Source organism: Lacrimispora sp. (genome assembly GCF_046972725.1).
Classification (GTDB): domain Bacteria; phylum Bacillota; class Clostridia; order Lachnospirales; family Lachnospiraceae; genus Lacrimispora.
Map to the genome: position 1 here is coordinate 567,025 of NZ_JBKVXF010000001.1, position 25,020 is coordinate 592,044.

Below are 25,020 nucleotides of genomic sequence, written 5' to 3' on the forward strand. Positions count from 1 at the left end.
CCCGCTTCTCATTGTTCCAGCTCCAGATAGTCCTGGGCTTCCTGCAACGCTTCATCCACTTCTCTTTTATCTTCCAGCACCTCATTCAGGGTTGTTGTACAGAAATAATCATTGATTCCAGGAGTCATTTTCGTAATACTAAGGGTTGTAATTTCATCTTTTACTTCGTTCAGCACGTCAAAGGGATTGGTCTTAAAAAAGCTGATGTAGGGATTGGAAGCATCTTTTGTTATGGCTTCCTCTGTCCATATTTTCGTGTTGCACACATCAAATCCCAGCTGCTCCCATATCTGCCGGCTGCCCTCCTCAGAGCATTTGGCATAAGCAATGAAGTCTGCCGCCAGTTCCGGGTCAGCCGCCTGGGCAGTCACTACTGTACCGGTTCCTCCGATTCCCACGGAACGGTTCTGCCCCTCTTCAAATACAGGCAAAGGTGCCAGTGCTATTTTCCCTTTCATCTCCGGCATATAATTTATAAAACGGCTCATGAACCACAAGGCCTTGGGAAAAGATGCAATGTTTCCATCAATAATGTTCTGAAAGCCTTCTTCTAAGTCCACATGTCCTGCGGGGGATATCATGGCGATGCCGTCTGAAAGCCAGCCCTGCTGCATGGTAAGCATCTTTTTTACAGATTCCAGTTTCACTTGAACATTCCCGTCCTTGCCGGACAGCCAATCTTCCCCATACTGAGCCATGGCAATGGTCAGCCAGTCCATGCCGCCCGTGTCCACACTTGTCAGTTTTACCGTTCCGCCTGACGCTTCTTTCAGCTCCTCTCCTGCTTTCGTGTAGTCCTCCCACGTTTTTATCCTGGTATAGTCAATCCCGTATTTCTCCAGGACCTCAGTGTTATAATACATGACGGATGCCCCTACGTGTGTGGGCACTCCATAATCATTTCCGTCTTTGGAATAGACATTTAATCTGGATTGCACCAGATCAGCTTCATAAGGCTTCATGGCTTCATTCAGAGGATAAAGCTTTATTTCCCCCTGAAGGAAATTCGGAAACTGACCGATTTCAACATCACAGAGATCGGGGGCTCCCTGCCCGGTCTGCAATGCCATAATCAGTTTATTATGCATATCTGCATATGGATACGTAGTAAATGTCACCTGAATCTGGCGGTCCGGGTTCTCCTTGTTCCATTTCTCCACCATGCTTCCGTAAAAGGTATTATGTAATTCAACAAATGACCACATATTCATATGGGTCCCGGAATCAGGTCCTACTGTAGTTACTACAGACTCTTCTGAAAGGTCTTCTCCTGTACCAGCAGACGTGCTGCAGCCTGCTGCAATTGCAGTTGCCGCCACAAGGACAGCCAGTATGCCTGTGAACCTTCTTTTCATAAAAATCTCCTTTATATTTTATTATAATAATTTAGTCTTTTCTAAATATCATGGCAAAAAAATAGTTGATCTTTGAGTGTTCTATTCCGTTTACAGGCTTATATCTATATGATCCAGATATTTGCTGCAGCTTATCTGCAAGTTCCAGGCTTATTCTTTTGGTCTTTTTTTATATATTATGTGATTTCAATACATATATTTTGTATATACTATACATGTTTTATTTCGGATATTCATTAATTATAATAATTTTATATAAAATATTGTCTCTTTTTCTATATCATATGATCTTATAAGGAATCGTACCCATATTTTTTATTATTTGTATCACGGACATTGCTGTTATGAAGAAATCAAGTTGCTTATCCACATAAAAAGCCTGCCAGTGCATGTACCTACTGGCAGGCCAAAATCTAATTGTTATTCCGTGAATCAAAAACCAAAATTTTCATAATCCGCTTCCGTAAACCGGTGATATATGGCATGACAACTTTCAAATTTGATGCAGTATTTATAAGCATCCGGCTTCCGGTTCTTAAAATAAATCAGGTAATCAAACTCTCCATTGTTCATTTTTTCACAGACAACATCATTGGAGTATCTGTGAAATATCTGTAATAAATCATCAAGCGTACAATTATGGCTGCTTATCTTTTCAATAAAATCGCGCAGAAAATGATTTTCCTCAATGCTTTCATGTACATAATCCACTCCTTTTGGAGGTATTACAAAGCAAAATCTTGTTTCCTTATGAGAAAACTCCACATCTCCTAACCTGCTTTTTACTAATTCACAGAACTGTGTTAAAGGATCACGCAGTTCTGTAACTGTATAATCTGATCCCAAAAGATTGCAAAGGGACTCCAAAGGGTAATACAGTCTTATGGTTTCACTGGCATAACCAAGCTTAATCTGTTCTTCCTTTATAACTTCAATTATATTATTTTCCAATTCCTTAAAATCCGGTTCATTATGAAGCTGCATTTTATACCTCCTAAAGACTTATTCCGATCCTTTCCAACGCTTCCTGTACTCGTCCATAATATCCCTGAAAATCTCCCCATTGGTTGGCGGTGTGTATGTAACAGCATTCGCCCCAGCTTCGATTACGGCTTCTATTGACGCTTTATCTGGCCCTCCTGTTGCAATAATCGGAAATGTATCATCTATCCTGCGCAATTCCCTGATGATCTCAACAGTATGTTTTCCACCAGATACATTGATAATCCGGGCTCCGGAATGCAGCATTCGTTCTTCTAAATTTTCGTAGGCAGATATAATTGACAGCACAATTGGAATATCAATATATTCCGTCAGTTCCTGTACAAATTCCGTTTTCGTAGGGGCATTTAACACTACTCCCGTCGCTCCGTGCAGCTCGGCATCAAGGGCAATATCACGGACTCTGGCCCCGGAGGTTGTCCCGCCGCCTACACCTGCAAAAACCGGCTTTTGTGATACATCTATGATTGCTTTTGTGATCTGCATTGTGGGGGTAAACGGATATAAGGCAATGACTGCATCCGCATTGCAATTTGCAATTATGGCAACATCTGTGGAAAATAAAATGGATTTAATCCGCTTTCCGTTGATAATAATTCCAGTAGCCCGATTGATCGCTTCAGGCACCATTACCGTATGGCTGCGTAAGCGGGTATTGATTCTTGGCACAATTCTATCCTTCATGGGATTCCCCCTTTACGGTTGATATAAACCGTTTTTTCCATTATATCATATACGAGGAATCTGTGTCATTCGGAATTTTTTTGTGTGATAAGACCAGAGCATTCATTGATCGAAATTTATAACTTTACTGGAAAAGAGGCAATGCTCAACGCTTCCATCGGGGATGGTCATACGCCTTTGGATTGGCAATGTGGGGCCACTTTTCTCCTCTGAGAATGGCGGAGCATCCCTGTGCACACATCACAGCCATGTTGATTACGGCTTCTTTCGTCTGTGCAGCGCTGTGAGGAGAAACAATCAGGTTTTTGGTGCGGAAAAAAATATGGTCTTTTTTTGGCGGTTCACTTGAAAATACATCGGTTCCGGCTCCTGCGATAATATGATTCTCTAGAGCAAATGCCAGATCCTCTTCACTGACGATTCCGCCCCTGGCACAGTTAATCAGGAAAGACGACGGCTTCATCAACCGCAATTGCTCCAGTTGAATCATATTTGCAGTAGAAGAATTGAGAGGGGTATGAATGGTGACTGCATCAGAGACAGACAGTAACTCTTCCATGGTAGCACAGTGATGGATTCCCAAAGCCATCATATCGGCCTTTGTATATTCCGGATCATAGCCGCATACATTCATACACAGTGCCTGAGCCAGCCTGGCCACCCTTTTGCCAATATCGCCGGTTCCTAAAATGCCAAGGGTCTTGCCATGAAGTTCAAAGGCTTTGCCTGAACCGCGGATCGCAAAATTCCCTTTCAGGGTTTCGTTATGCGCTTCTACCAGGTTGTTTGACAGGGCAAAAAGCATTGCAAGGGTGTGCTCTGCCACAGCATCTCCATTGGCCCCTGGTGTAATAACAATTGGGATTCCCCGCTCTGTAGCCGCCTCCACATCCACACTGTCATACCCTACTCCGGTGCGTCCGATGACGGAAAGTCTGGGTGCCCTCTCGATCTCTTCCCTGTTTAAGTGTGCAATCCGCACGATGATACAGTCCGCCTTTTCCACTTCATCCATGTATTCGCCTGGATTTGGATTATCAGCTACAAATATACTGCCTTCCTTTTCCATTATTTCATAGCCCTCTTTGCAAAGTGGCTGAGTCATTACAATATGTTTCATTTCAATAACCTCCCCGGTTTTACTGATTCCATAATATAAGATTTCCCTTACCGTCAAATGGCAGCGGTTCACATTCACTTTCCACAGCAAGACCGCTTATACCCCCTATTTGTTCCAGATAGGCTTTGGAAAGATAGATTTCCTCCATACTCAGACTGTTTTTAATCAGAACGATCCGGACATTGCCAGGATCCACCTCATTGCAGGTCTTAATGGCCGCTTTTATCGCCATCTCATCATTTTTCAAGACCATGGGCAGTTTGACCGGAAGAAAAACGGTGGATGTCAGGGCATTGGGATACGTTTCCGTAAAGTCCATTTTGTTAAAAAAACGAAGTGTGGTCGTATCCGCCTGGCCGATTCCCAGACCATTGCCATGTGATTCCCCGGACAGATCAAGAACAACGGTTCGCTGCTTTTTTATACCGCCGGAACCGTAAGGGGTGGACCAGGTTCCGGTTATGTTTGGATCCATGCCGCTGCCGGAAAAATTTTTGCCGATTTCATTTACAATCAGTACATCGGTTTCGTCCAGCAAGATTTTAGGCATCAGCGAAAAAGCATATTTTAATAACTCCGGCTCCTTTAGAGGTATTTCTTCGTTTTTCAATACCTCTATTTTGTTTGTTTCATCAAACGCATTTTCAATGGCTGCAACCGCAAATAGTACATTGGTATGTGTGCGGACATAATTGCCGAAAAGCGGGATTCTGGTTTTAAAATATTTAAAGCCATCGTTATGCATACAGTCTGCTCCCTTTTGCTTCCCAAGCCCAATGCAGAGCATCTTCGTTATTCCAGATTCAAAAGGTCCCCGAAATGCACTGTGGGGTTTGATCCGGTTCACTGCCACAATTCCATCTGCACTGGCCGCATGGCTGTCAATAAATACCGGCAGTGTTTTCCCTTCATCCTCTACCGTACCGATACAGACCGTATCCATCGATGACACAATGGGACAACCACAGAATTCTTCTGTGATCCCATATCCGGTAAGAACCGCTTTCTGTCCCTCAGCAGTGGCTCCTCCATGACTTCCCATCGCCGGAATAATAAAGGGCAAAGCCCCTGCGTCTTTGAGAAAACGGACCGTTTCTCTGAGAATGATGTTCATATTGGCAATCCCCCGGCTGCTGCCTGTAACCGCTATGGTCATGCCTGGCTTAATCAGTTCCTCCAAGTGACCGGATTTTAACTGTCTTGTCGTTTCTTCTGCCACATCTTCAATGTGTTCCCTGGAAAAAATCTGACGTACCTTAAACATATCCGGTATGGCAGTACCCTCCAACAGCTTCTCAATCACACTATAATCCTTAAAAACTGCCTGCTCCATAAAAATAATCCTCCTTGCTCAATAAGTATACCGCAAGAAGGATTAAAAGTATTTGGCTCTATCTTAGGCATATTTGCCTAAACTTCGGGAAATTGCTTCAATGGGATTTCAAAGGCAGATTCTATGGCATAGGGACTGCTTTTTGAAACATTGATCCCGATGTCAGAATTGGCCCGGCTGTAGTACTGCAGCGGGGAAATTCCAACGGCATTTTTAAACATACGGCTGAATGTATGGAGCTGCAGGCCGAGAAGACCGGAAATCTGAGTAATGGAATAGTCTGTAGTCAAAAGAAGGTCTTTTGCTTTGCTTATCTTTTGTGAATTTATATAATTTCTCGGGGAAAGGCCGCAGGTATTTCGAAATACAGTGGAAAAATAAGAACTGTTGTATCCACACAGGGAGGCTAAACCAGCCACAGAAATCTCTTCATCCAGATGATTCTCTATGTACTGAATGGCTGGCCGCAAGCGGAAACAAGCGGCTTTATCCTCAACAGCTGCCGCAGAGGAAAGGAGATTCTCTCCGGCCTGCAGGCTGTTGTGCTCTTTCCGTAGCAGCCGGTAAATTAATCCGGTCATCTGAGCATTGATAATTTCTTCTGCAAAGCAGTCTCCCCTTATGGCTTCATGGAATATATCTTTTAAAATTGCGTCTTCAAACCGGTTTAAAACACTACTTGCCGGCAAGGCCGCAAGCATCTGGGTCAGACTGTCCGAACAGGAAAATTTAATATCAAAACTCTGGAAATTATCTATGCCGAAAATTGCATGAGGTGTGCCGGGACAGAGGCAGAGGAACATTCCTTTTCCGGCCTGAATATATTCTTCGCGAATCTGTATTGCTGCCTTTCCGCTAAGCCCGTAAATACAGTGAAAATAAGTATGACTGTGCAAAGGAATATATTCATTTCTGCCTTTTTTCTGTTTTACGATCCGATGAAGGGTGAGCATAGGTTCCGGCCTCCTGCAAATCAACTTTTTACTTCATATCTATATCATCGTTTTCTAAATAATGCAGCAAACCCGAAATCAATTAAGATTCCGGGTTTGTTTTATCTTTTGAACGTATTCTTTCGTATTTTAGCTTATATGTAGCACTCTCTTTTGTACATTTTTATTTTATCGCAAATGTCAATATTTGTCAATATTTATTTTTTTATTAAATATACCGAAGAATAAAAATGCATTTCTGCACTCCAATTCTCCGGTTTATAGGTTTACCGGCTGCCTCCTCCACCTCCTCCGGAGAAGCCGCCACCGCCGGCCGCGCCTGCTCCTCCGCCAATCCCGTCTGTGTTATGGGCTGGCGATGCAGAACTGGAAATGTGATTCGTCATATTCATAAAATATATCATGGTGTAGGCATTATAGCCATACATGCCTGCAAAGGTATCAAAGTACACAGGGTCAAGGGCTTTCATGCTTTCGAGAACATGCTCTCCCACGCCAAACAGTACCCCAAACACAAGATAATCCCCCCAAAGTTCTCCATGAACTGACCCGTCTCCACTTTGCCTGCGCAGTTCGATCAGGTATTTCCGGAATCCAAGCAGTTTGACCGCCTGTTCAAATCCCGATGCAGTAAACCGGACAATGCCCTTTCTATCAGTTGCCGCCGCACCTGACAAGATTAATTCCTTGTCTCCCTGGCTTTTTACTTCTTCCGCCCATGCTATGAGTTCCTCATTAAGGGCTTCCGCCTGCTTTTCAATATCAGAGGCCCATAGAATGCCGTCACGGTCAGTATTGCGAGCCAATCGTTCGTACAACTCCCGCTCCACCCCTGGGTCCATTCCGTTATCCCGACAAAATACGATAGCTTCTTCCTGAGTCCTTTTTTTCCTTCGTTCGTTTTCCATCTTTTCTATACGGATATAACCTGCCTTTTGCCAGCGGATCAGATATGCACTCATCAGCATTTCACAGGAAATGGCCTTTCGCAGCAGCAGCATAGAGGAATATACCGCAGGAATGCTGCCGCCAAAAGGAACCGACCAGTTAGAATTTATTTGTTTCTGTCTGGGAAGCCGCACGGCTGTACCATCTGCCAGTTTATAGCGTGAAGAAAAGAAGACAATCAACAGAACGGTCATGGCACTAACCGCCCCTATTATACCAAGGGTGATATACAAAGCCCTATCAGAGTTTTTACCTTCTGCGTATTCCTGCAGCTTTTCAAAAGACATGCCGGATGAGGCGGCCATCGGAAACAGGCTCTTGTCAAAGCGGCAGAGTACATTCATATAATCTTTGCTGTCCAAAGCCTCAGAAGAAAAAACATGAAGGCTGCCATCGGTCCCAATCTCGACTTCTCCCGTAAAACCGTATGCCCAGATGCGGGCGTTGTTTTGTGTCAGACCGGTATCCGCCATCCGGATTCTGATATCAGCAGATTCCGGAGCACTTGATAGCTCTGATAGAAACTGATGATAAAATCCTGCATAATCACCATAGTCCTTTACCAATCCATCTATGGTATACCGGATGGTATATTGATGGTTTCCATAGCTGCCAATGCCCCAGCAGAGTTCATATCCATCGGAGGTTTTCAGGATTCCGCAGGTCCCGGACTTTTCCTCTCTGGAGCGCTTCGTGTTCCATTCATCCAGCGTTTTATATTGTGCTCCCGACTCGTCCCATACGGTCAGGGAATGGACGCCCATCCCTTCCATGTTGTTTAAAGCCTTATAATATTCCGTACCGCCTGATACCCCCCGTACATCCCAGACCTCTGTGATGACCGCAGAGCCGTCACTGTGAAGAACGACCTTCTGCTTAATGGACGGTATCCCCTCCTCTTTTGCGAATACTTTAACTGCACTCAGGCTGAACAGTACCGCCAACAGTACAAAAAGAGCAAGAAATCTTTTTTGTTTTATTTTCATTAGCCTTCTCCTGTCTTGTTTCTATAAATGAAAAGTAATTGAATTCCCCATTATGGAAATAATCCACATTTGGAAAGATTCCTGTTTATTATAACATCTTTCCCTTAAAATCCATAATGCCATTCTTTTTTACAGAGAAAAAGGGATCCTTCACTCCTTTAACATATCGCACTTCAAGTCAGAAATATCCGTATAGGCGATCCTTCTATCGGCAATCTCCAGGGCTCTGCCTGCATCATCGATTCGTGTTACCATTCCGGTTATCTGCATATATTCTCTATTCTGGAAATATTCCACAGTAATTATGTCCTCCTTCTGAATTTGTTTTAATTTCCAGTCTAACTCCTCTTTCTTATCTTCCGGTAAATCACGTTTGGAAACGAAAATCCGTTCCTTTTCTGCCACCGCTTCCCGAAACCCCTTTAATGCATCAAAGGGCATAAATTGTTTCGCCCGGCTGCTCCTATCCATTTTACGCCTTCTAGTCTCCACTTTTATGACCTCCGATCTGTCTGTTACGTTCTATGGTGGTACCGGCTTCCTGCAGATCCATCCCACGCACAAGGGCATTTTTACCAAACCTTTGTTTGATTTCCAATGCCGCCCTCTGTAACTTCCTGTCCTTTTCCAGTTCTGTCTGATCCGTAAATAAGTCATACTGTTCGTAAGCATCACTTACAAGATTATTGCATGACAGACTCAGCCGCCGTATTGGCTGGTCCTTTTCCCCAATACGTTCATAAAGTCCCATCACATAAGGTATAATCAACCGGTAGGAATTGGTGGTAACAGACATGGCAGCGGTTCCTATGGACGGCTTTAATCCCATTTCATTGGAATATCCGATCATCAATGACATAGAACCGGTAATCACATTTTTATCTGCCATATCCAGACATAAGGCATCCGTCATCTCTTTTACAATCAGCCTGCACTCCTCAAAGCTGTAATCCCTTGCAAGCACCTGACTGTTGGATAAGGAATTACTTTTCGGCTTATATGCCTTAATATCCGCCATGGTGGTTGTTTCCCTTCCCCATGCATGGTCTATCAAAAGCTCCGCATCAATGCCAAACAACCGGTATAATAAATCCTCATTGGCGCATGTAATATCGCCCATATTGAAAATACCGATATGATTCAGTCTGTTGGCAATTCCCTTACCGATTCTCCAGAAGTCTGTCAGGGGCTGGTGCTTCCACAATGTTTTTTGGTAAAGTTCCTCATTCAGATATCCAATATTGTCTTTCGCATGCTTTGCCATAATATCCAGTGCTACCTTTGCCAGATACAGGTTCGTTCCAATGCCTGCTGTAGCGGTAATTCCCTTTGTTTCTTTAATATCTTCCATGATCCGCAATGCCAGTTCCTTTGCACTCATATGATACATGGAAAGATAATTGGTCACGTCAAGGAAACATTCATCTATGGAATAGACATGGATATCCTCTTTAGAGATATATTTCAAATAAATACCATAAATATCCACGGAATATTGAATGTAGAGTTTCATTCTTGGAGGTGCCATAATATACTGCACATCTTTGGGAATCTGAAATACTCTGCATCGGTTCTTTATTCCCAATGCTTTCATCGCCGGGGAAATCGCAAGACATATTGTCTTCTCACTTCTGTCAGGATCGGCCACCGCAAGATTCGTAACCAGGGGATCAAGCTTACGCTCCACACATTCTACAGAGGCATAAAATGATTTAAGATCAATGCATAAGTAGATACGCTCTTCCATGCGAGAAACACCTCCCATTCTTTATTGCTACGATAAAAACCTAACCTAATTATATTAACAGAACATACGTTTGTATATATGCTTTTTCTGGAAATTTACACAAGGATTGGATATCAGTATCTATGCGGATTTTGTTCAGGACTTTTGTGTGGTGATGTTTTAGAACAACAAAAAACAAGGCACAGATTATTATCTCTGTCCCTTGTTTTATACTATCGGCTAACAAAAAATTTATGGCTGCCAGGAATCAGCCCTGTTCAAGATTTCTCACAATATCTCAACGGGAAATCTTACTTCAATTGCAGCTTTCCTCCTTATGGAGGGTAGCCCTTTATCCGCATTCCCTTCTCTAATAGTCATTTTCTGCCACAGGATACCTGTTCCTAAAGCTCTCAGCATCATATTCACTGTCTCTTATATGATCCGGCATTGAATGATCACTTTTCAAAAAATAATCATCTGTTTCAAGCAGCTTATCCCAGGTGATATCCATATTATAATATGCTCCGTTCAGCTTCACAAGATTCCATGCATGGAGCTGGGAAGTTCCGTCATGCTCCACGGTTCCCTTTACGATACGGCAGTCGATTCCTGCTTCCCTTAACAGCCTGTACGCCGCCACGCTGTAGCCCTGGCATCTGGCCGTACGGTTGATCAGTGCCGCATAGGCCGTGGTATCCAGATGGTAGTTCTCATTGTTCTGATGAATAATATCATACGTCACAGTGCAGTACAGATAATCATGGATTTTCCGTATCTTTTCATAATCCGATGATAACAGACCAAAATCCAGCTTATTCAGAACTTCCTTCACCGCAAGGTCTGTCTTTATTTCCTGTTTTGGTGTTGTATAATATATGGGCTCTATTTCTATCGTATAGCAGTACTGGGTACCCAGCCATATATGACTGTAGGACAAGGTATATCCACCGTACTGGTAACGAATGTAATCCCCGTCAGTCGGTTTGTCCCCGATGTTAAGTGCATTCATCATCAGATCCTCAACCAGCAGGCTGATATCTCCCATGTACTCACCCTCTGTATAAAAGGTCAGTGTGATGCGTCTGTCGTGCTGCTTTAGGCTTTTTTGAACCATATCTGCAATTTTGCCCTCATCCTGAAACACAATCCCATAGACTCCGCTGCGGATATACTGTTTTGAGGGATTCTGCCTGATTGCTGCCGCCCCAGCTACAGAGATACCCATGAGCAAAAAAAATCCAGCTGCAGCCATCTGTTTATATCCTGCCATGCTTCCTCCGGAATATGAGTATTTGCTGTCAATCCTTCACACAGGTCTTCCCATAGCAAAGACTCCTTACTTACGTTCAGCCTGCATTAAGGCATCTTCAACCGCCTCCTGGAACAGATTATAATTAACGGTAGCTCCGGATATGGCATCTACTTCCTTTGCGCTGCCGCTTTTAACCAGCTGCTCTGCATATTCTTTACATGCGGCCACAGCCTTCTGTGCCATGTTATAATAATCACGGTTGCTTATCTTACCGCCCTCCATACCATAATTTTCTGCTTTTAAAGTACCATCCGCTTCGTAGGTCTCAAAGGTGCATTCCGTTATGACGCCTCCGCTTATGGTAAGATCCACCACGCCGTAACCATTGCCATAGCTTGCGCTCTCTTCTTCATCATGTACTGCGCTCTGTCCCTTATAGGTACCGTCGCTGTAGACTGCTTTATTTCCTCCGCAGGAAGTCAGCAAAGCCATACAGGCCATAACCATCAGGAAACCTGCAACATTTTTTAAACTCATAAAAATCCACCTCACTCTGTGAATCTGATATGTCCGGTAAAATTTTCATTCACCGTCTGTCTGGTTATCCTCCCGTTTCGCAGCACGATCTGCCGCTGCGCCACTTCTCCTACCTCAGGGTCATGGGTGACAACGATCAGCGTCGTGCCTTCCTCATGCAGCTTGCGAAACAGCTCCACGACGATTTCTTCATTGGCCTCGTCCAGATTACCCGTAGGTTCATCTGCGAGAATGATTTCCGGATAATTGATCAGCGCTCTTGCCACGCACACCCGCTGCTGCTCTCCACCGGAAAGCTGACTCGGCAGGTGTTTTGCTCTTTCTGCCAGACCCACACGATCCAAAGCTTCCATTGCCTCCTTCTCATCCGGAACACTGTGATAATACTGCGACAGCATAACATTTTCTAACGCTGTAAGATAGTTGACTAAATGAAACTGCTGAAAGATCAACCCGATCTTATCGCGCCTGATATCTGTAAGTCTTTTGGCCGGTTCTTTTGCTACATCCACACCATCTAACAGCACATGCCCCCTGGAGGGCTTGTCCATGCAGCCGATAATATTCATCATAGTGCTTTTCCCTGATCCTGAGGGTCCCATGATTGATACCCACTCGCCCTTCTCCACGGAAAAATTCACATCGTCGAGAGCATGAAGGTCCCCATAGATTTTAAATACATTCTGAAATTCTAAAAGACTCATCTATCATTCTCCTTTCAGTACCAATGCCGGGTCAACGCTTGTTGCACTGCGTATCGGAATCAGACATGCAATGCTTGTGACGGCAATCGAGACTATGATTGTAACCGGTACGAGAAGCGGCCGGAACGAGATATAGCTGCTGAATACATTGACACTTACGAACTGTGCAAATGCAAATCCGACAAATGATCCCAGTATGCCGCCAAGTGCTCCGAGCACCATTCCTTCTCCCATGAATTCCATAATAATCCCTTTGTCCGTAGCTCCAATTGCCTTCTTAAGGCCTATCTCACTTCGCCGTTCGGATACTACCGCCGTCATCGTCGTAGCAACACATATCATGGTGAGCGCCAGTACGATAACAGTTACCAAAAGCACCAGAGCCTGCAGCTTCGAGAGCACAGTAGTCTCCGAGGCCGTAACTCTTTTGACCAGGTTCGCGCTGATTGCGGTGCTGCTTTCATTTATTTCCTCTGCATACTTCTGCAACTTTGCCGAAGATGCAGAGACGCTGACCTCCGCAATATCCACGGTTTCCGACTTTCCTGTAAGCTCTGACATATCCTCCATGGAGATATAGACATATTCCTCTTCAGAGCCGCCTGTATTCAGTATTCCGGTTATGGTAAAGTCGACCGTGCTGTCCATCTGAGTCTTATCCTCTGGTGTAAAATTAACGCTTACTCTGTTTCCAATACTGAGTTCCAGGCTCTGGGCAACATTTTTCCCTACCAGTATCTCATGGGCATGGGAGGGGTATGCTCCGTCTACCAGCCAGTATGGGCTGGCCTTTTGTACATCAGCCATCTCAGTACCTGCTGCCATAATTGGCTGCTCATGGATTCGCACAGTGTTGTACTGATATGGAGCAGCGCCCACCAGCTCTGCGGAAGGGATAGCTGCGAGGCTCTCCTGCATGTTTGTAAGAGTAAAGCTATCTGCTGCCGGCATAAAAATCATATTTGCACCGTAGCTTCGAAACTGGGCCCCCATCTGCTGCGGTACATCCACATATATTGTCACAAGTCCCGACAGTATGGTGGCTCCTATAGCTATTGCAAGCAGTGCCACCAGCATACGGGATCTGCGCCTCAAAAGTGAGGCGGTGATCATACGAAACAGCATTCTTCTTTTCTTCATAATATCATTTCCTCCGCGCCGCTGTAATTATCTGCCATGCAGTACCTCTGCCGGATGCAGGCCAAGCAGCATTCGAATGGCAGGAATACTTCCTAAAAGGGTCACTGTAATAACCAGAACGCCCACGATTGGTATGACTACCGTTCGTATGGCAATCGCCGAGCCGAATACGCTCTGTCCAATTATCTGAGCAAAGCCTATCCCTGCGAAAAATCCTGCGGCTCCTCCTATGACAGATGCAATCAGAATTTCAGTAAGCACCAGTATGGTTACGGAATGGTTATAGGCTCCTATGGCCTTCATCAGTCCTATCTCTCCTGAACGTTCCATCACGCTGGCAGTCACCAGGTTACTGATGCCCAGTGCCGATCCGATAAGGCTCAGCACCATAATAAGAAGCATAAGAAGCTCTGTCTTATTGAGTATTGCACCTTCCGAATCAGCCACCTGCCTGACGGGTGATGCTACCGAATCCGTAATGACCTCCTGGATCTGATAACAGATGGAGCTGACATAGGCGGTGCAGTACCAGACCTCATACTGTGCCACAGTCAGAGACGAAGGGTCCTTAGCCGCCTTTTTTGCCAGTTCATTATCCGGCGTAGTCAGTGCGCTGACTTCAATGCTGTCGATACAGCCTGACAGATCCGCCAGATCCTGTACCACCGAAAGCGGCACATAGAGCTGATTGTCCTCTTCTCCCCCGGACTCATAGATGCCCACTACGGTGAGTTCCTTTGATGCCGCAGTTCCCTTAAGGGTTATGCGGTCACCTGCCTTGATCCCTTTTTTATCAGCTAAGGAAGCACCTGCCATGACTACATCGATGCCCATGTCCGATTTTTCATCGATCCACTGCCCTTCACGGATATCCCACCAGGAACGCAGGCTGCTCATTCCTGCATCCAGCTGTTCCCCCGTGGGCAGATCTAAATGATGATCGAACCAGCTTCCCACCACCTCCACTTCAGTCCCATCAGACAGGTCTGCCGACACGGTAGTAAACGGTGCAAAATCCACAATATTAAAGGCCCAGAATATAGTCTTTATATTGCCAAGCTCCGATTCTTTTAAATACGCACTTCCCTTTTTTCCACCATCCACATCATAGAGGCTGCTCACTACAGAGGACTGCTCCGGCACCACAGTGATATTGGCACCATAGGTTTTAAGCTCCTGGTTGACCTTGTCTCTCACATCCATGACCACGCTTATCATCGCTGTCGCCAGTGATGAACCAAGAGCTATGGTCAGTGCGATCATAAGCATCTTCTTCCACTGGTGGAGAAGTGTACCTCGAATCATTTTAAAGAACATACAAGTCTCCCCCTTTACTTAAACTCAGCTTCATGTTCCAGCAGCCCTTCTACAGGAACTACAATGTTGCCATTTTCAATTCCATAATCAATGGGAATCGGGTTACAGCCGCCCTTAAATCCTATGGTATTGATATTCATGATAACATCGCACAGGTTGCAGACCACCTGCCCGTTCTTTTCATAATATCCTGTCTCCCCGCAGATCTCACAAGCATCCAGACCTATGCCATAGGAGGCTGAATTCGGCTTCTGGATGATAATAAACCGGATGACCACATCATCCGCAGTGGTATAGCCAAAGCGGTGCAGATGTCCGTCATTTACCTGGTCAAATGGTATTATGAAATCTTCTCCGTCAACCGTTGCCTCCTCAATGGGGGAAAGTTCGACTTCCTTATTGGCATAAGCATTCACAGCCGTCATAATACAGATGACGAATGCAAAACATACGATTTCCAGGCCGCTGAAACGCCTTAGTTTCCTCCATTTCGCTATAATCTTTCTGCGCTGCGCATGATTCGCATAGGGTTCATCGGCCAAAAAGCTTCTGACCAGCAGTATGGCAGGCACCACGAAGGCAACAAGTATCGTCAGATATATGAACCAGACGTTCAGATTAGAGGCGTACTTTGATATCACGAATAACGTGTGGTTTGATGCTATCAGCCTTTTGGCAAGAAGTATTCCAAAGGCTGAGGCAACCTGCTTAAAGGCATTTATAAGAAGTACTGAAAAGGTCAGAACCAGCGCCGTATTCTTCCCCATATGCACCATTCCCTGATATACGGATATTCCCATAAGGAGGATCAGCAAAAGACCCAAAAGCATGCCCAGGAACTTTACGATAAAAGCCGTAGACATAACCGTCTCCTCCGTTAAGAGGATCGTATGCGGCATCTCAAAAAAAGCCGGCAAAAAGTACAAAAAAAGCATGGCCAGTTCTGCCGAAAGCATAACTGCAGGAAGATACTGCGCCTGCTTTTTCAGTTTTTTCCCTAAAAATGTAAACACAAAAACCAGTGCCAGCGCAGCCAGAGACACTGCATAGATATAAAGGTTCCATGTACCGGTATCCACTTTATTCGTCACTGTTTTCGTTACAGACATAACTATGGCACTGACGATTCCTGCTATAAAACCGATCCGCACGATAAACGCCGCTCTGCCCTGATATGTGATTTTTATATATGCCAGAAGCATCCCTGTCATAATAGCCAGCGATGCCAGCTGTTCTGTTGATTCCACAAGATATTTTAGCACTCTGTACACCTGCCCTGAATATGAATGATTGAACTTGTTATGAACAGAAACGCTGTGCCGCAGAAATACTTCCCCGGCACAGCGCAGTGTTTTCAGAAATGATTACCACTCCTGAGGAGTATAATCCCAGCCTTCAAATGTGTAGGTCAGATTTCCGTCACCAAAATACTTGTCGAAAGAACCTCCTGGGCCCGTTTCAGCGTCTGTATGCAGCAGGTAACCGTTCTCTTCAGGGCTGTGTATCGTGAACTGCAGAGAATATGTATCTGCATTAGGAAGCGCAATATTAGCTCCATAATGCGGTCCGTCAGATGCGCTCATCTCCATGAATGTTCCTTCTGCAGCAACCTTTCCGTCAGAACCTGTAAGCTTATAATCAACGGTCAGGTAAGGAACCCAGTCACCTACACCAAAGCCCAGATCATTCTGGAGCGCTGAGATGTCGGCTTCAAGATGGAGATCAAAATCTTCTATATTGCCATTGCCCTTAGACATAGGTACCGGCTGAAAATAAACAGCAGAAAGATTGATAAACCCTACTTCCTGATCTTCAAAAATCGGATACTCCGTAAAACCTGCAGCATCGCCGGGTGCTACCGCAGCATCAGAACTGACATTGGCCTCCACCTTCTCCGCCTCAGATACAGCTACCGTTGTTGCTTCAGCTGCCGCTTCCGTCGTAGCTGCCGCATTTTTGCCGCAGCCGCTTAATGCAGCAGCTGTCATTGATGTACACATAAACAGTACAAGTGCCTTTTTCATAGTATTTCCTCCTTAGATAGGTGATTTATTTTAACTCCGGACAGTCAGGTTAAATACTGCTGTCTCGGGAATTATCGTGATTAAGCTCTCCGCCCAAGGATGCTTCTTTCTGAATCCCCAGCTCTTCGAGTATTTCCATTACCTCTTTTTTCAGGGCCTCATGCCTTGCCTTCTTTTCTTCGGCTTCCAGCAAGAGGCGCTTTGCCTCCCGGTTCTTTTCAGCTTCAATATGTACCGCGCGGTTTTTTCTGCTCTGAATAACAAACAGCGTCACTGCTATAACCAGAAGAATCAGCTGCGGAAGCAGGGTCTGAACCGTCGGGTAGATGCCCAGAACATCCAGTACATCATTGGCCGGAATCCACGCCAGCCATTCGGGTGATACCATGGTGATGACATCGCCCTCAATCAGTTCCTTAATGCCTGCGCCCAAAAATGATATGGACATCAGTGACATCAGCACACCGGTAGCAGTAAAGAACGGCTTGACCGGAATCTGAACACTGAGAAAATGAATCGCAAGATAAACGAACACCAGGCATATACAGCCGATTAGGAATCCGGCCCACACGCTTCCGGTATTACTGTTTGCAAGCATCGGTTGGTAGAACAGCACCACCTCCGCCCCTTCTCTGAAAACCGCTAAAAACGCGGTAAATGTCAGCGCGAAGCTGCTTCCTCCCGTAGTGGATTTCTCCGTTTTTGTCTTAACATAGGATGTCCATGCATCTGTCTCGGATTTAGACAGCATCCAGTTGCTTACGTAGAAAAGCACACACACCGCTATCAGAGCAGTAACTCCCTCGATAACCTCCTGTGAAGCACTGTTGGCCAGTTTCAGCTGGTTCAAAAGCCATGCAAGGACGAAGCTCGCCACGATACCTGCGGCCGATCCTATATAGACCGGAGTTACCAGCTTTTTGCGGCGCTTTCTGTCATCACCCGCAGACTTTACCAGATATGCTATGATGGCGCCTACAATGAGGATAGCCTCAAAGCCTTCCCTCAATATGATGGAAAAACATGCGGTAAATGTTGCTACCGCTGCAGAGGTCCCTCCCGAAGACGTCGTTGCGGATGAGCCAGAAGAATCGGAAGAATCATTCTCCGAGGTTGTTCCATCTAAAATATTGGCATCCTCACGAAGCATGGAAGCAAGCAGATCCACTTCTTCATTGAACGCATCCACACTCCCCCCCTTTTTTGCTATGGCTTTACAGGCCGAAAACTGCAGCTCCATCTCTGTTTTCCTGGAACCGGATATATACCCCATAGCGATCCGTTCAAAACCGGTCGTTTCATAATATCCATAATAGCCATGATTGATACAATCATAGGCTGCCTTGGTATCTCCTGCCGCATAGTACTCCTTGCCCGTCTCAAATACAGCTTCCATGGCATCTACCACATCATTCCAGGACGAAGCAGGCTGCCCTGATTCCTGGTATTCTGCCCAGGTAGCATAATAAGACTCCTCTGCATGTACCGTCTGTGTCATAAAAGCAAGCAGGCAGCACACCATGAGGAACGTGGCAATCCGTCTGCTCATCCTGACTTCTTTTCTTTGCATCAAATCCACCCTTCTTTCTTTATTATTCCGGCATCCATTCGATAGATAGAATCCGCATAACCAAATGTGTCCCTGTCATGGGTTGCTATGAAAACTATCTTGCCCTGGTCCGCCATTTTCCGCAAAAGCTTAAGAACAATCTCTGTATTCTCATCGTCCAGATCTGCCGTCGGTTCATCCGCCAGAATGACATCCGGATTCCGTATAAGCGCCCTGGCAATTGCCATGCGCCTCATCTCTCCACCTGACAATTCTGACGGCCTTACATCTTTTAATTTGCCTATGCCGGTCTCTTCAAGAAGCGCCATAGCCCGTTCTTCCTCGCAGGCACCGGCTGCAGAAAACAGCGTGCACGGCAAAAGTACATTATCCAGTACTGAAAGCGACTGTAACGCAGCTTGTCCCTGGGGAATAACCCCAAAATGTTCATTACGGTATTGAGACAGCCTGCCGTCATCCATACGGTAAAGCTCGTCCCCATCCAGTTTCACATGGCCGTCACTGGGTTTTAAAAGACCTGACAATATATTAAGGAGCGTACTTTTACCGCTGCCGGAACGACCGAATAACGCGATGAGCTGACCGGAATGAAGTGACAGCGACAGATCCTGTACCGCATAGAAAAAATTGCTCTCACCATTTTTCCGCATGAACCTTTTACTTATTTTCTCCGCCTGCAAAATCATCCGTTATCCCCTCTCATTACCAATGCCGTATCCATTCTGCTGATCCTGTATGCACCAAAGGAAGCTGACAGCGAACTTGCTGCAACAGAAATGCCGACCGCACAGAAAGCCATGATCCAGAGGCCTTCGGTTCCCGGAATCAAAAAGGGCAGATTCAAAGATGTTTCAATCAGATTGCTGAATAAAGAAACCAGAAGAACCGCAAAGGCAGCTCCGGCAGCACTCCCTGTCACACTGACCAGTAAAGTCTCTCCCATCAAAATGGTAATCAGCTTCTTCCTCGATGCGCCTGCAAGGCGAAGTACCGCAAACTCTTTTTTCCGCTCATTTGACAGCAGGAAAAATGCAATTGCCATAATCGTCAGCACCAAGAGCCATACCATAACCACCAGTGCTCCAGCCATATCCGAAATGCCCGAAAGCTTGCCTGCCACATCAGAGACCATATTCTGTGTTTGAACCGCCTCCACACCTCTGACGTGGAGATTGATATCATTAAGAACCTCTTCCACAGAGTAACCGTCAGCTACATTGATCAGTACAGAAGATACGACCTGTTCCGGGTCAACGCCACCAAAATCAAATATCTTCTTTTCCTTTGCTGCCGAAATCAGGGTTTTTATGGTATCTTCATTGGCATACACAGCCGAATCCAGATAGGTACCGGTCTTATCAAGCCTTGCTGCCACCGATACATCTGAGCCGTAAAACGTCAGTTCATCTCCTGCAAATGCATTCAGGCTGCTGCCCACCAGCACCTCCATATGGTCAAGCTTTTTGTTATATGTATGCTGTACCCACGGAAGAATCGTAAAATCTGTTGCGGGATCAAATCCTATGATCTGCACTTTGTAAGAGCAGCAGCTCGATGCCGACGAGGCCAGAAAGAACTGTTCTGACATCTGACCGATACCATTCAACTTGGAGAGTCTGTCTACATACGCTTGATCCATATAAAAATAGCCTGGATTTCCCTGAAGAATCAGTGCTGTAAGAGCGGACTTGGTGGCCGCCTCGTAAGGAACCACCATAATATCAGCTCCCAGACGCGTTTCCAAAGAGCTCAATCCGTTTTTCAGACCTGATATCATCAGCGATCCCGCCAACACAGAAAAGCTCAAAAGTGCCGACAATGCTGTCATTGCCGCTGTTCTTACGGGTCTGTGCAGACAGTTACGCACCGGAAGACTTTTAAAAATCCACATGTCACTTCCTCCTTCTGAGGTTCACCAGCAGCGATACGGCAGTTATTATCAAAATCACACAGCCGGCTGCAAAAACCGCAGGGCGCATGACCGACTGACATCTCATGGAATCTGACATACACATAGAGATCAGCACATCAGGAAACAGCATCGCAAGGATAGTAACCGGTATCCCTGCCGTGATAAATGCAGCTCTGACCTTTCGGTCCTTTGCTGCCACGCAAAATATGTACAGAATGACCAGGACCGCACCGGCACCTGTCACCCCGCGCTGGGCCCAGTGGCACAGCATATAGCCGCCATCCTCCATAGGGCTGCAGGCATGGAATAAAAATTGGGTGCCAAAGGTCAAAAAAATACTCAGCACCAGTAAAAGGACGGATAAAAGATTACTCGCTGTATTGTCGGATTTCATATTCTGGCACACGCTGCCTTTCTATCTGTTTTTTCTTATCTGTCGAAAGTCTTAGTGATTCCGGCTTCCAATCAGTTACTATTTTGTTTCTGTCCGCTCTATCGGCAGACGGCTGTCTGCTGCTAAAGAAATGTTCCCTCTGTTTTCTGGTGTTCTCAGAGCGCACGCCGGGGTGGTTGTGTGGACTAACATTTTTATAGCCGTGCATACCCGCTCCTCCTGTAAATTCTGGTTAATGGGTTCATTGTCCTGCTGCTCAGCCTGTGAAGCCGCTTATACACGCCTGGACCGCATTATTTTTCCTTCAAAGCTTTTAAATATGACTTTCTATATTCACAAGGTGTTGTTCCGACTACTTTTTTAAATACACAGCAAAATTGTGAAAGGTTGCAGAATCCCACCTGGATGGCTATATAGGCAAGCCCCAGCTTAGAATGTATCAGCAGTCTTCTGGCATGCTCACAGCGTATTTCATTGTAATATTGCAGCAGCGTCTTACCTGTTTCCTTTTTAAACACTCTGCATAAATAGCTTTTATTTACGAACAATCTGTTCGAAATAGAACTTAAATCAAATTTCCGGGGAAATGTTTCATGCAGGATCTCCTGCGCTTTCATGGTAAGTTCTGATTTGGCTCCAATCCACCGTGCATTCTCAGGGCCGCACCAATTGCAGATTTCGTATTCACCATTACAGCGTTTATCAGGCCAGGATATAACTTTCAGCTGTTCACTAGACATAACTCATCCTCTTTCTTTGTTTTCTTCCTTCATGCCTTTGAACGCATTGGTTAGCGTAAACTAACTAAAAGGTATTATATACCCTAATTATAAACATTAATATCCTGATATTGACTTTTTCGTGTCGATTTATGTTTTTAAATAGATACAAAACTGTAAGAAAGTACTGTTTATTATTTAGAATCATAAATTTTTATCATGAGATTGCCCCATACTGGCGCGCACATAAAAATACCCGCATATTGTAAAAACAATGCGGGCATAAGCTTCTTAATTCTATGTTCCCTGTCAAAGCCGGGATTCAATTTTATTTTCTTTCTAACTTTTTATCACTGTATGCTTTTTTTGTGTAGCTAGTAACACCAGATAAATTCCAATCGCAACCAATACGATTCCCGCTACAATCTGCAAAGATAATTCTTCTTTCAAAAAAACAGCCGCAATTATGCAGGCAAGAATCGGCTTAACAAAAAAGGTCATAGATCCTAAAGATGTATCCAGTTTTTCCAATGCTCTGAAATAAAGGAAAAAGGCAATGCCTGTATTACCAATGCAAATGTATATCATTTGTATCCAAATATTGGATATCTGAAAAGACAAAGGATGAATTCCTTGAACCAATAAAATAGGTAAGATCGTAATCGCCCCAAACAAATCTGATAAGGCAGTCATAGACTCACTTCCTATTTTTAATGATGTTTTCTTTCCCAGCACCGTATAAAGGCTAAATGCCAACATTCCTATAACTTGTAATAAAATCCCGTATTGTACCGATGGATTTTTAAAGTTCCCCGTTCCTCCCATTGCAATTAAAACACCACAAACGCCGATTATAAGTCCAACTATCTTTTTTACTGTAAGTCTTTCTTTTAATAACACTGAGGAAAATAATGCAACAAAAATAGGATTTGCACTAATAATGATTGCTGATAAATTTGCATTCGTATACCGATATCCAATTTGAATTAAATTCATACTAAAGGTAACATTAATCACCCCTAATAAAAGCACTTGTATCCAATCGTTTTTATTTAATCTGATCTGATGTTTCCGTATATGGCTAATTGCGAACGGTAATAGAAAAAGTCCACCAACCAAAAATCTGATAAAAGTTAATTGAGTTGCATTTATTGCGCCGACGATTGTTTTACTAATAACTTCATAAGTACTAAAACTTACCAGTGCAATAATCAGAAAAACATATGAAATCTTATTTTTTTTCATTTTTCATCCGTAGGATGTTTATTCAAACATCATAGCTTCCTTTCTTTTTCCACGCTTAATCCTGCCACTTATTATATCAACCCAATCATTTCCCTGTAAAATATTTATAACTAATATCTGTCATAATTGAGATTTATCTTTCTGCTATTGTAAGGTTTTCAATGATTCTTAAAGACTTTATTCATATTTTTCTATATACCTGGATAGACTTTTTCAAAAAAACCGATAAATGTCTGCATGGCAGGTGTTAATTTCGTATTGCTGTTAAAGATCAGACCAAATGATCTGTCTTCATCCATTTTCATAATTGGCAATTCAATCAAAGCGCCACTTTCTAACTCTTCTTTTACAAATTCACGAATAATGTACCCGATACCCATTCCCATGATGGAAAAATCAATCAATAAATCCATATTTGACACTTCAAGCGTATGTCCTATCTTATAATTGTTATCATAGAAATATTGATCAATTGTTTCACGTATTGGATGGTTCTTATATAAAAGCATCAAAGTCCCATACTGGAAATAGTCATCTAATGTTTTTGCATTTCTGGCCCTTAATTTTTTTAGATATCGCGGCGTTGCCACAAAAGTATATTTATATTTCATAAATGGCCGGTACTCAAAACTCTGCACACGAATTGGCTCTGATGTAATACCTATATCTAAAAGAAATTCTTCCAACATCTGAAATGTTTGAAAAGAGGATTGATTTACCAATGATATTTCAATTTCCGGATGTTCTTCTATAAACCTCTCTATAAAGGGACGCATAACAAAATGACATATTGTAGTACTGATACCAATGCTAATTCTGCTTATTTTATTTTTTTCAATTTGAGCCAGTTCCCCCTCTCCTCTTTCAATTGTGTCAAAGGCTGAATTAATATAACGATATAGAATCTTTCCCTCCTGTGTTAATTCAACGCCTCTGCTTTTTCTAATAAAAAGCAGAACACCAAGATTTGACTCTAAATTATTAATTGCATTACTTACTGCAGGCTGGCTAATAAATAAACGATTCGCCGCCCGAGTAATATTCTCATATTTTGCCACTTCCGCAAACACTCTGTAAAGCTGTATGTTTTGATCATTCACAAACTACCACCTACCCTTTCCCATGTACCTTTATTTCTTTCACTCATTTTCATCTTAACTTGGTTCCATACTATTATATTTAATACTCCAGTGTATTTTTATATCCACTTAAACCTTGTATCTACTTGTATTTTTTTAAGTATATCAATAATAATTCTTTATAATAGAAATAACTATTACTTATTTCACAATCATATTTTTTTACGATATAATCATAATAACTAAAACTTAGACAAGGAGCCGCTTATGCAATATAAATCTGAACGGGTAGAAATATTAAAATCTGACTTTCATCACTGGAACGAAATGAAACCAGACAAAGAAGAAGGGATTCCAAATCCTCCACTTTTAAAGGCTCCGTCAGGCGGACCAATAACTAATTTATGTAAAACCTTTGATCATATTGTAATAGATAAAAGCTTTAAGCAGATTCTAAACGAAAGGCATAGTCAGAGAAAATTTTCAAATTCCCCCTTATCCCTGGATGAACTTTCTTTTCTTCTTTTTTATACACAGGGTATAAAAAAAGTAACACCGCAATATACGTTTCGTACGGTACCAAGCGGAGGAATCCGGCATCCCTTTGAAACTTATCTTGCAGTTAACAATGTAGACAACCTTACTCCCGGAATTTATCATTATTTACCGGAACAGCACGCTTTAGAACTTCTATTTGAAGATTCTGATCAAATAGAACACATATCCAAAGCTGCTTTGAAACAAACTTATGTGGCAAATTGTGCCGTAACCTTTATGTGGTCCGTCATTCCTTACCGAACCGTTTGGCGTTACCATATGTCAGCCTATAAAACCATTTTATTAGATGCCGGTCATATCTCTGAAAATCTATACCTTTTAACCACTTCTATTGCTTGTGGAACTGTTGCTATCGGAAAATATGATCAGGAATATCTGAATCGATATCTTCGGCTTGATGGGGAGAATGAATTTATTGTATTGATTGCACCCGTTGGTAAACAATAAATTTTCTGATAA

25 protein-coding genes are annotated in these 25,020 nt (G+C 43.8%); 1 reads left to right on the forward strand and 24 read right to left on the reverse strand.

Features of this window, described 5'->3' with window-relative positions; translation table 11 throughout:
- Positions 1–8: 8 nt before the first annotated feature.
- From ACLTWA_RS02930 to ACLTWA_RS03045, 24 genes are all read right to left on the reverse strand, one after another.
- A complete protein-coding gene (locus tag ACLTWA_RS02930; protein WP_412326049.1) occupies positions 9–1,355 on the reverse strand; it encodes an ABC transporter substrate-binding protein in 1,347 nt (448 codons plus the stop codon).
- A gap of 432 nt (positions 1,356–1,787) precedes the next feature.
- Positions 1,788–2,339 (reverse strand): DUF3877 family protein, encoded by a 552-nt coding sequence (locus ACLTWA_RS02935; RefSeq protein ID WP_412326050.1) that lies wholly within the window; start codon positions 2,337–2,339, stop codon positions 1,788–1,790.
- Between the two features lie 18 nt (positions 2,340–2,357).
- Positions 2,358–3,041: a hydrolase gene (locus ACLTWA_RS02940; protein WP_412326051.1), complete on the reverse strand. Its 684-nt coding sequence runs from the start codon at positions 3,039–3,041 to the stop codon at positions 2,358–2,360.
- Positions 3,042–3,186: 145 nt separating this feature from the next.
- Positions 3,187–4,161 (reverse strand): hydroxyacid dehydrogenase, encoded by a 975-nt coding sequence (locus tag ACLTWA_RS02945; RefSeq protein WP_412326052.1) that lies wholly within the window; start codon positions 4,159–4,161, stop codon positions 3,187–3,189.
- 19 nt (positions 4,162–4,180) lie between these two features.
- Positions 4,181–5,494 (reverse strand): lactate racemase domain-containing protein, encoded by a 1,314-nt coding sequence (locus ACLTWA_RS02950; RefSeq protein WP_412326053.1) that lies wholly within the window; start codon positions 5,492–5,494, stop codon positions 4,181–4,183.
- Positions 5,495–5,571: 77 nt separating this feature from the next.
- Entirely contained in the window at positions 5,572–6,447 is an 876-nt protein-coding gene (locus tag ACLTWA_RS02955; RefSeq protein ID WP_412326054.1) for an AraC family transcriptional regulator, read from the reverse strand.
- A gap of 266 nt (positions 6,448–6,713) precedes the next feature.
- Entirely contained in the window at positions 6,714–8,381 is a 1,668-nt protein-coding gene (locus ACLTWA_RS02960; protein WP_412326055.1) for a DUF2207 domain-containing protein, read from the reverse strand.
- Positions 8,382–8,531: 150 nt separating this feature from the next.
- Positions 8,532–8,852, reverse strand: coding sequence for a YolD-like family protein (locus tag ACLTWA_RS02965; protein ID WP_412326056.1), 321 nt, complete (start codon positions 8,850–8,852; stop codon positions 8,532–8,534).
- Positions 8,853–8,862: 10 nt separating this feature from the next.
- Positions 8,863–10,128, reverse strand: a complete 1,266-nt coding sequence (locus ACLTWA_RS02970) for a DNA repair protein (RefSeq protein ID WP_412326057.1) — start codon at positions 10,126–10,128, stop codon at positions 8,863–8,865.
- A gap of 349 nt (positions 10,129–10,477) precedes the next feature.
- A complete protein-coding gene (locus tag ACLTWA_RS02975) occupies positions 10,478–11,380 on the reverse strand; it encodes a transglutaminase domain-containing protein (protein WP_412326058.1) in 903 nt (300 codons plus the stop codon).
- A gap of 66 nt (positions 11,381–11,446) precedes the next feature.
- Positions 11,447–11,899: an FMN-binding protein gene (locus tag ACLTWA_RS02980; protein ID WP_412326059.1), complete on the reverse strand. Its 453-nt coding sequence runs from the start codon at positions 11,897–11,899 to the stop codon at positions 11,447–11,449.
- An 11-nt stretch (positions 11,900–11,910) separates the two neighbouring features.
- The gene (locus ACLTWA_RS02985; protein ID WP_412326060.1) at positions 11,911–12,603 is read right to left on the reverse strand and encodes an ABC transporter ATP-binding protein; all 693 of its coding nucleotides are present in this window, start codon (positions 12,601–12,603) and stop codon (positions 11,911–11,913) included.
- A 3-nt stretch (positions 12,604–12,606) separates the two neighbouring features.
- Complete coding sequence (locus ACLTWA_RS02990) at positions 12,607–13,743, reverse strand: ABC transporter permease (protein WP_412326061.1); 1,137 nt, start codon at positions 13,741–13,743, stop codon at positions 12,607–12,609.
- 27 nt (positions 13,744–13,770) lie between these two features.
- Positions 13,771–15,060 (reverse strand): ABC transporter permease, encoded by a 1,290-nt coding sequence (locus ACLTWA_RS02995; RefSeq protein ID WP_412326062.1) that lies wholly within the window; start codon positions 15,058–15,060, stop codon positions 13,771–13,773.
- 14 nt (positions 15,061–15,074) lie between these two features.
- The gene (locus ACLTWA_RS03000; RefSeq protein ID WP_412326063.1) at positions 15,075–16,322 is read right to left on the reverse strand and encodes a Fe-S-containing protein; all 1,248 of its coding nucleotides are present in this window, start codon (positions 16,320–16,322) and stop codon (positions 15,075–15,077) included.
- 102 nt (positions 16,323–16,424) lie between these two features.
- On the reverse strand, positions 16,425–17,084 hold the full coding sequence (locus ACLTWA_RS03005; protein ID WP_412326064.1) for an iron transporter: 660 nt from the start codon (positions 17,082–17,084) through the stop codon (positions 16,425–16,427).
- 49 nt (positions 17,085–17,133) lie between these two features.
- Positions 17,134–18,654, reverse strand: coding sequence for an FTR1 family iron permease (locus tag ACLTWA_RS03010; RefSeq protein WP_412326065.1), 1,521 nt, complete (start codon positions 18,652–18,654; stop codon positions 17,134–17,136).
- The gene (locus ACLTWA_RS03015; protein ID WP_412326066.1) at positions 18,654–19,340 is read right to left on the reverse strand and encodes an ABC transporter ATP-binding protein; all 687 of its coding nucleotides are present in this window, start codon (positions 19,338–19,340) and stop codon (positions 18,654–18,656) included. Before ACLTWA_RS03015 ends, ACLTWA_RS03010 begins: the two co-directional genes overlap by 1 nt.
- Positions 19,337–20,545: an ABC transporter permease gene (locus ACLTWA_RS03020; RefSeq protein ID WP_412326067.1), complete on the reverse strand. Its 1,209-nt coding sequence runs from the start codon at positions 20,543–20,545 to the stop codon at positions 19,337–19,339. Before ACLTWA_RS03020 ends, ACLTWA_RS03015 begins: the two co-directional genes overlap by 4 nt.
- Position 20,546: 1 nt before the next feature.
- Positions 20,547–20,960, reverse strand: coding sequence for a DUF4418 family protein (locus tag ACLTWA_RS03025; RefSeq protein ID WP_412326068.1), 414 nt, complete (start codon positions 20,958–20,960; stop codon positions 20,547–20,549).
- A complete protein-coding gene (locus ACLTWA_RS03030) occupies positions 20,935–21,168 on the reverse strand; it encodes a hypothetical protein (RefSeq protein WP_412326069.1) in 234 nt (77 codons plus the stop codon). Before ACLTWA_RS03030 ends, ACLTWA_RS03025 begins: the two co-directional genes overlap by 26 nt.
- Before the next feature lie 85 nt (positions 21,169–21,253).
- Positions 21,254–21,700, reverse strand: coding sequence for a helix-turn-helix domain-containing protein (locus ACLTWA_RS03035; RefSeq protein WP_412326070.1), 447 nt, complete (start codon positions 21,698–21,700; stop codon positions 21,254–21,256).
- Positions 21,701–22,018: 318 nt separating this feature from the next.
- A complete protein-coding gene (locus ACLTWA_RS03040; RefSeq protein WP_412326071.1) occupies positions 22,019–22,924 on the reverse strand; it encodes a DMT family transporter in 906 nt (301 codons plus the stop codon).
- Between the two features lie 191 nt (positions 22,925–23,115).
- Positions 23,116–24,024 carry a LysR family transcriptional regulator gene (locus ACLTWA_RS03045; RefSeq protein ID WP_412326072.1) on the reverse strand — a complete coding sequence of 303 codons (909 nt, stop codon included), beginning with the start codon at positions 24,022–24,024 and terminating at the stop codon, positions 23,116–23,118.
- Between the two features lie 246 nt (positions 24,025–24,270).
- On the opposite strand from ACLTWA_RS03045, the gene ACLTWA_RS03050 reads away from it, so the two are divergent.
- Positions 24,271–25,008, forward strand: a complete 738-nt coding sequence (locus ACLTWA_RS03050; RefSeq protein WP_412326073.1) for a SagB/ThcOx family dehydrogenase — start codon at positions 24,271–24,273, stop codon at positions 25,006–25,008.
- The last annotated feature ends 12 nt before the right edge of the window (positions 25,009–25,020 follow it).

Excerpts from the sequence above, each read along its gene's own strand:
- ACLTWA_RS02955 (WP_412326054.1), bottom strand. The coding sequence starts at position 6,447 with ATGCTCACCCTTCATCGGATCGTAAAACAGAAAAAAGGCAGAAATGAA.
- ACLTWA_RS02975 (WP_412326058.1), bottom strand. The coding sequence starts at position 11,380 with ATGGCAGGATATAAACAGATGGCTGCAGCTGGATTTTTTTTGCTCATG.
- ACLTWA_RS03040 (WP_412326071.1), bottom strand. The coding sequence starts at position 22,924 with ATGAAAAAAAATAAGATTTCATATGTTTTTCTGATTATTGCACTGGTA.
- ACLTWA_RS03035 (WP_412326070.1), bottom strand. The coding sequence starts at position 21,700 with ATGTCTAGTGAACAGCTGAAAGTTATATCCTGGCCTGATAAACGCTGT.
- ACLTWA_RS03005 (WP_412326064.1), bottom strand. The coding sequence starts at position 17,084 with ATGAAAAAGGCACTTGTACTGTTTATGTGTACATCAATGACAGCTGCT.
- ACLTWA_RS02970 (WP_412326057.1), bottom strand. The coding sequence starts at position 10,128 with ATGGAAGAGCGTATCTACTTATGCATTGATCTTAAATCATTTTATGCC.
- ACLTWA_RS03015 (WP_412326066.1), bottom strand. The coding sequence starts at position 19,340 with ATGATTTTGCAGGCGGAGAAAATAAGTAAAAGGTTCATGCGGAAAAAT.
- ACLTWA_RS03020 (WP_412326067.1), bottom strand. The coding sequence starts at position 20,545 with ATGTGGATTTTTAAAAGTCTTCCGGTGCGTAACTGTCTGCACAGACCC.
- ACLTWA_RS02930 (WP_412326049.1), bottom strand. The coding sequence starts at position 1,355 with ATGAAAAGAAGGTTCACAGGCATACTGGCTGTCCTTGTGGCGGCAACT.
- ACLTWA_RS02990 (WP_412326061.1), bottom strand. The coding sequence starts at position 13,743 with ATGAAGAAAAGAAGAATGCTGTTTCGTATGATCACCGCCTCACTTTTG.
- ACLTWA_RS02935 (WP_412326050.1), bottom strand. The coding sequence starts at position 2,339 with ATGCAGCTTCATAATGAACCGGATTTTAAGGAATTGGAAAATAATATA.
- ACLTWA_RS02985 (WP_412326060.1), bottom strand. The coding sequence starts at position 12,603 with ATGAGTCTTTTAGAATTTCAGAATGTATTTAAAATCTATGGGGACCTT.
- ACLTWA_RS02980 (WP_412326059.1), bottom strand. The coding sequence starts at position 11,899 with ATGAGTTTAAAAAATGTTGCAGGTTTCCTGATGGTTATGGCCTGTATG.
- ACLTWA_RS03025 (WP_412326068.1), bottom strand. The coding sequence starts at position 20,960 with ATGAAATCCGACAATACAGCGAGTAATCTTTTATCCGTCCTTTTACTG.
- ACLTWA_RS02995 (WP_412326062.1), bottom strand. The coding sequence starts at position 15,060 with ATGTTCTTTAAAATGATTCGAGGTACACTTCTCCACCAGTGGAAGAAG.
- ACLTWA_RS03050 (WP_412326073.1), top strand. The coding sequence starts at position 24,271 with ATGCAATATAAATCTGAACGGGTAGAAATATTAAAATCTGACTTTCAT.
- ACLTWA_RS02965 (WP_412326056.1), bottom strand. The coding sequence starts at position 8,852 with ATGGATAGGAGCAGCCGGGCGAAACAATTTATGCCCTTTGATGCATTA.
- ACLTWA_RS03030 (WP_412326069.1), bottom strand. The coding sequence starts at position 21,168 with ATGCACGGCTATAAAAATGTTAGTCCACACAACCACCCCGGCGTGCGC.
- ACLTWA_RS02960 (WP_412326055.1), bottom strand. The coding sequence starts at position 8,381 with ATGAAAATAAAACAAAAAAGATTTCTTGCTCTTTTTGTACTGTTGGCG.
- ACLTWA_RS02940 (WP_412326051.1), bottom strand. The coding sequence starts at position 3,041 with ATGAAGGATAGAATTGTGCCAAGAATCAATACCCGCTTACGCAGCCAT.
- ACLTWA_RS02945 (WP_412326052.1), bottom strand. The coding sequence starts at position 4,161 with ATGAAACATATTGTAATGACTCAGCCACTTTGCAAAGAGGGCTATGAA.
- ACLTWA_RS03010 (WP_412326065.1), bottom strand. The coding sequence starts at position 18,654 with ATGCAAAGAAAAGAAGTCAGGATGAGCAGACGGATTGCCACGTTCCTC.
- ACLTWA_RS02950 (WP_412326053.1), bottom strand. The coding sequence starts at position 5,494 with ATGGAGCAGGCAGTTTTTAAGGATTATAGTGTGATTGAGAAGCTGTTG.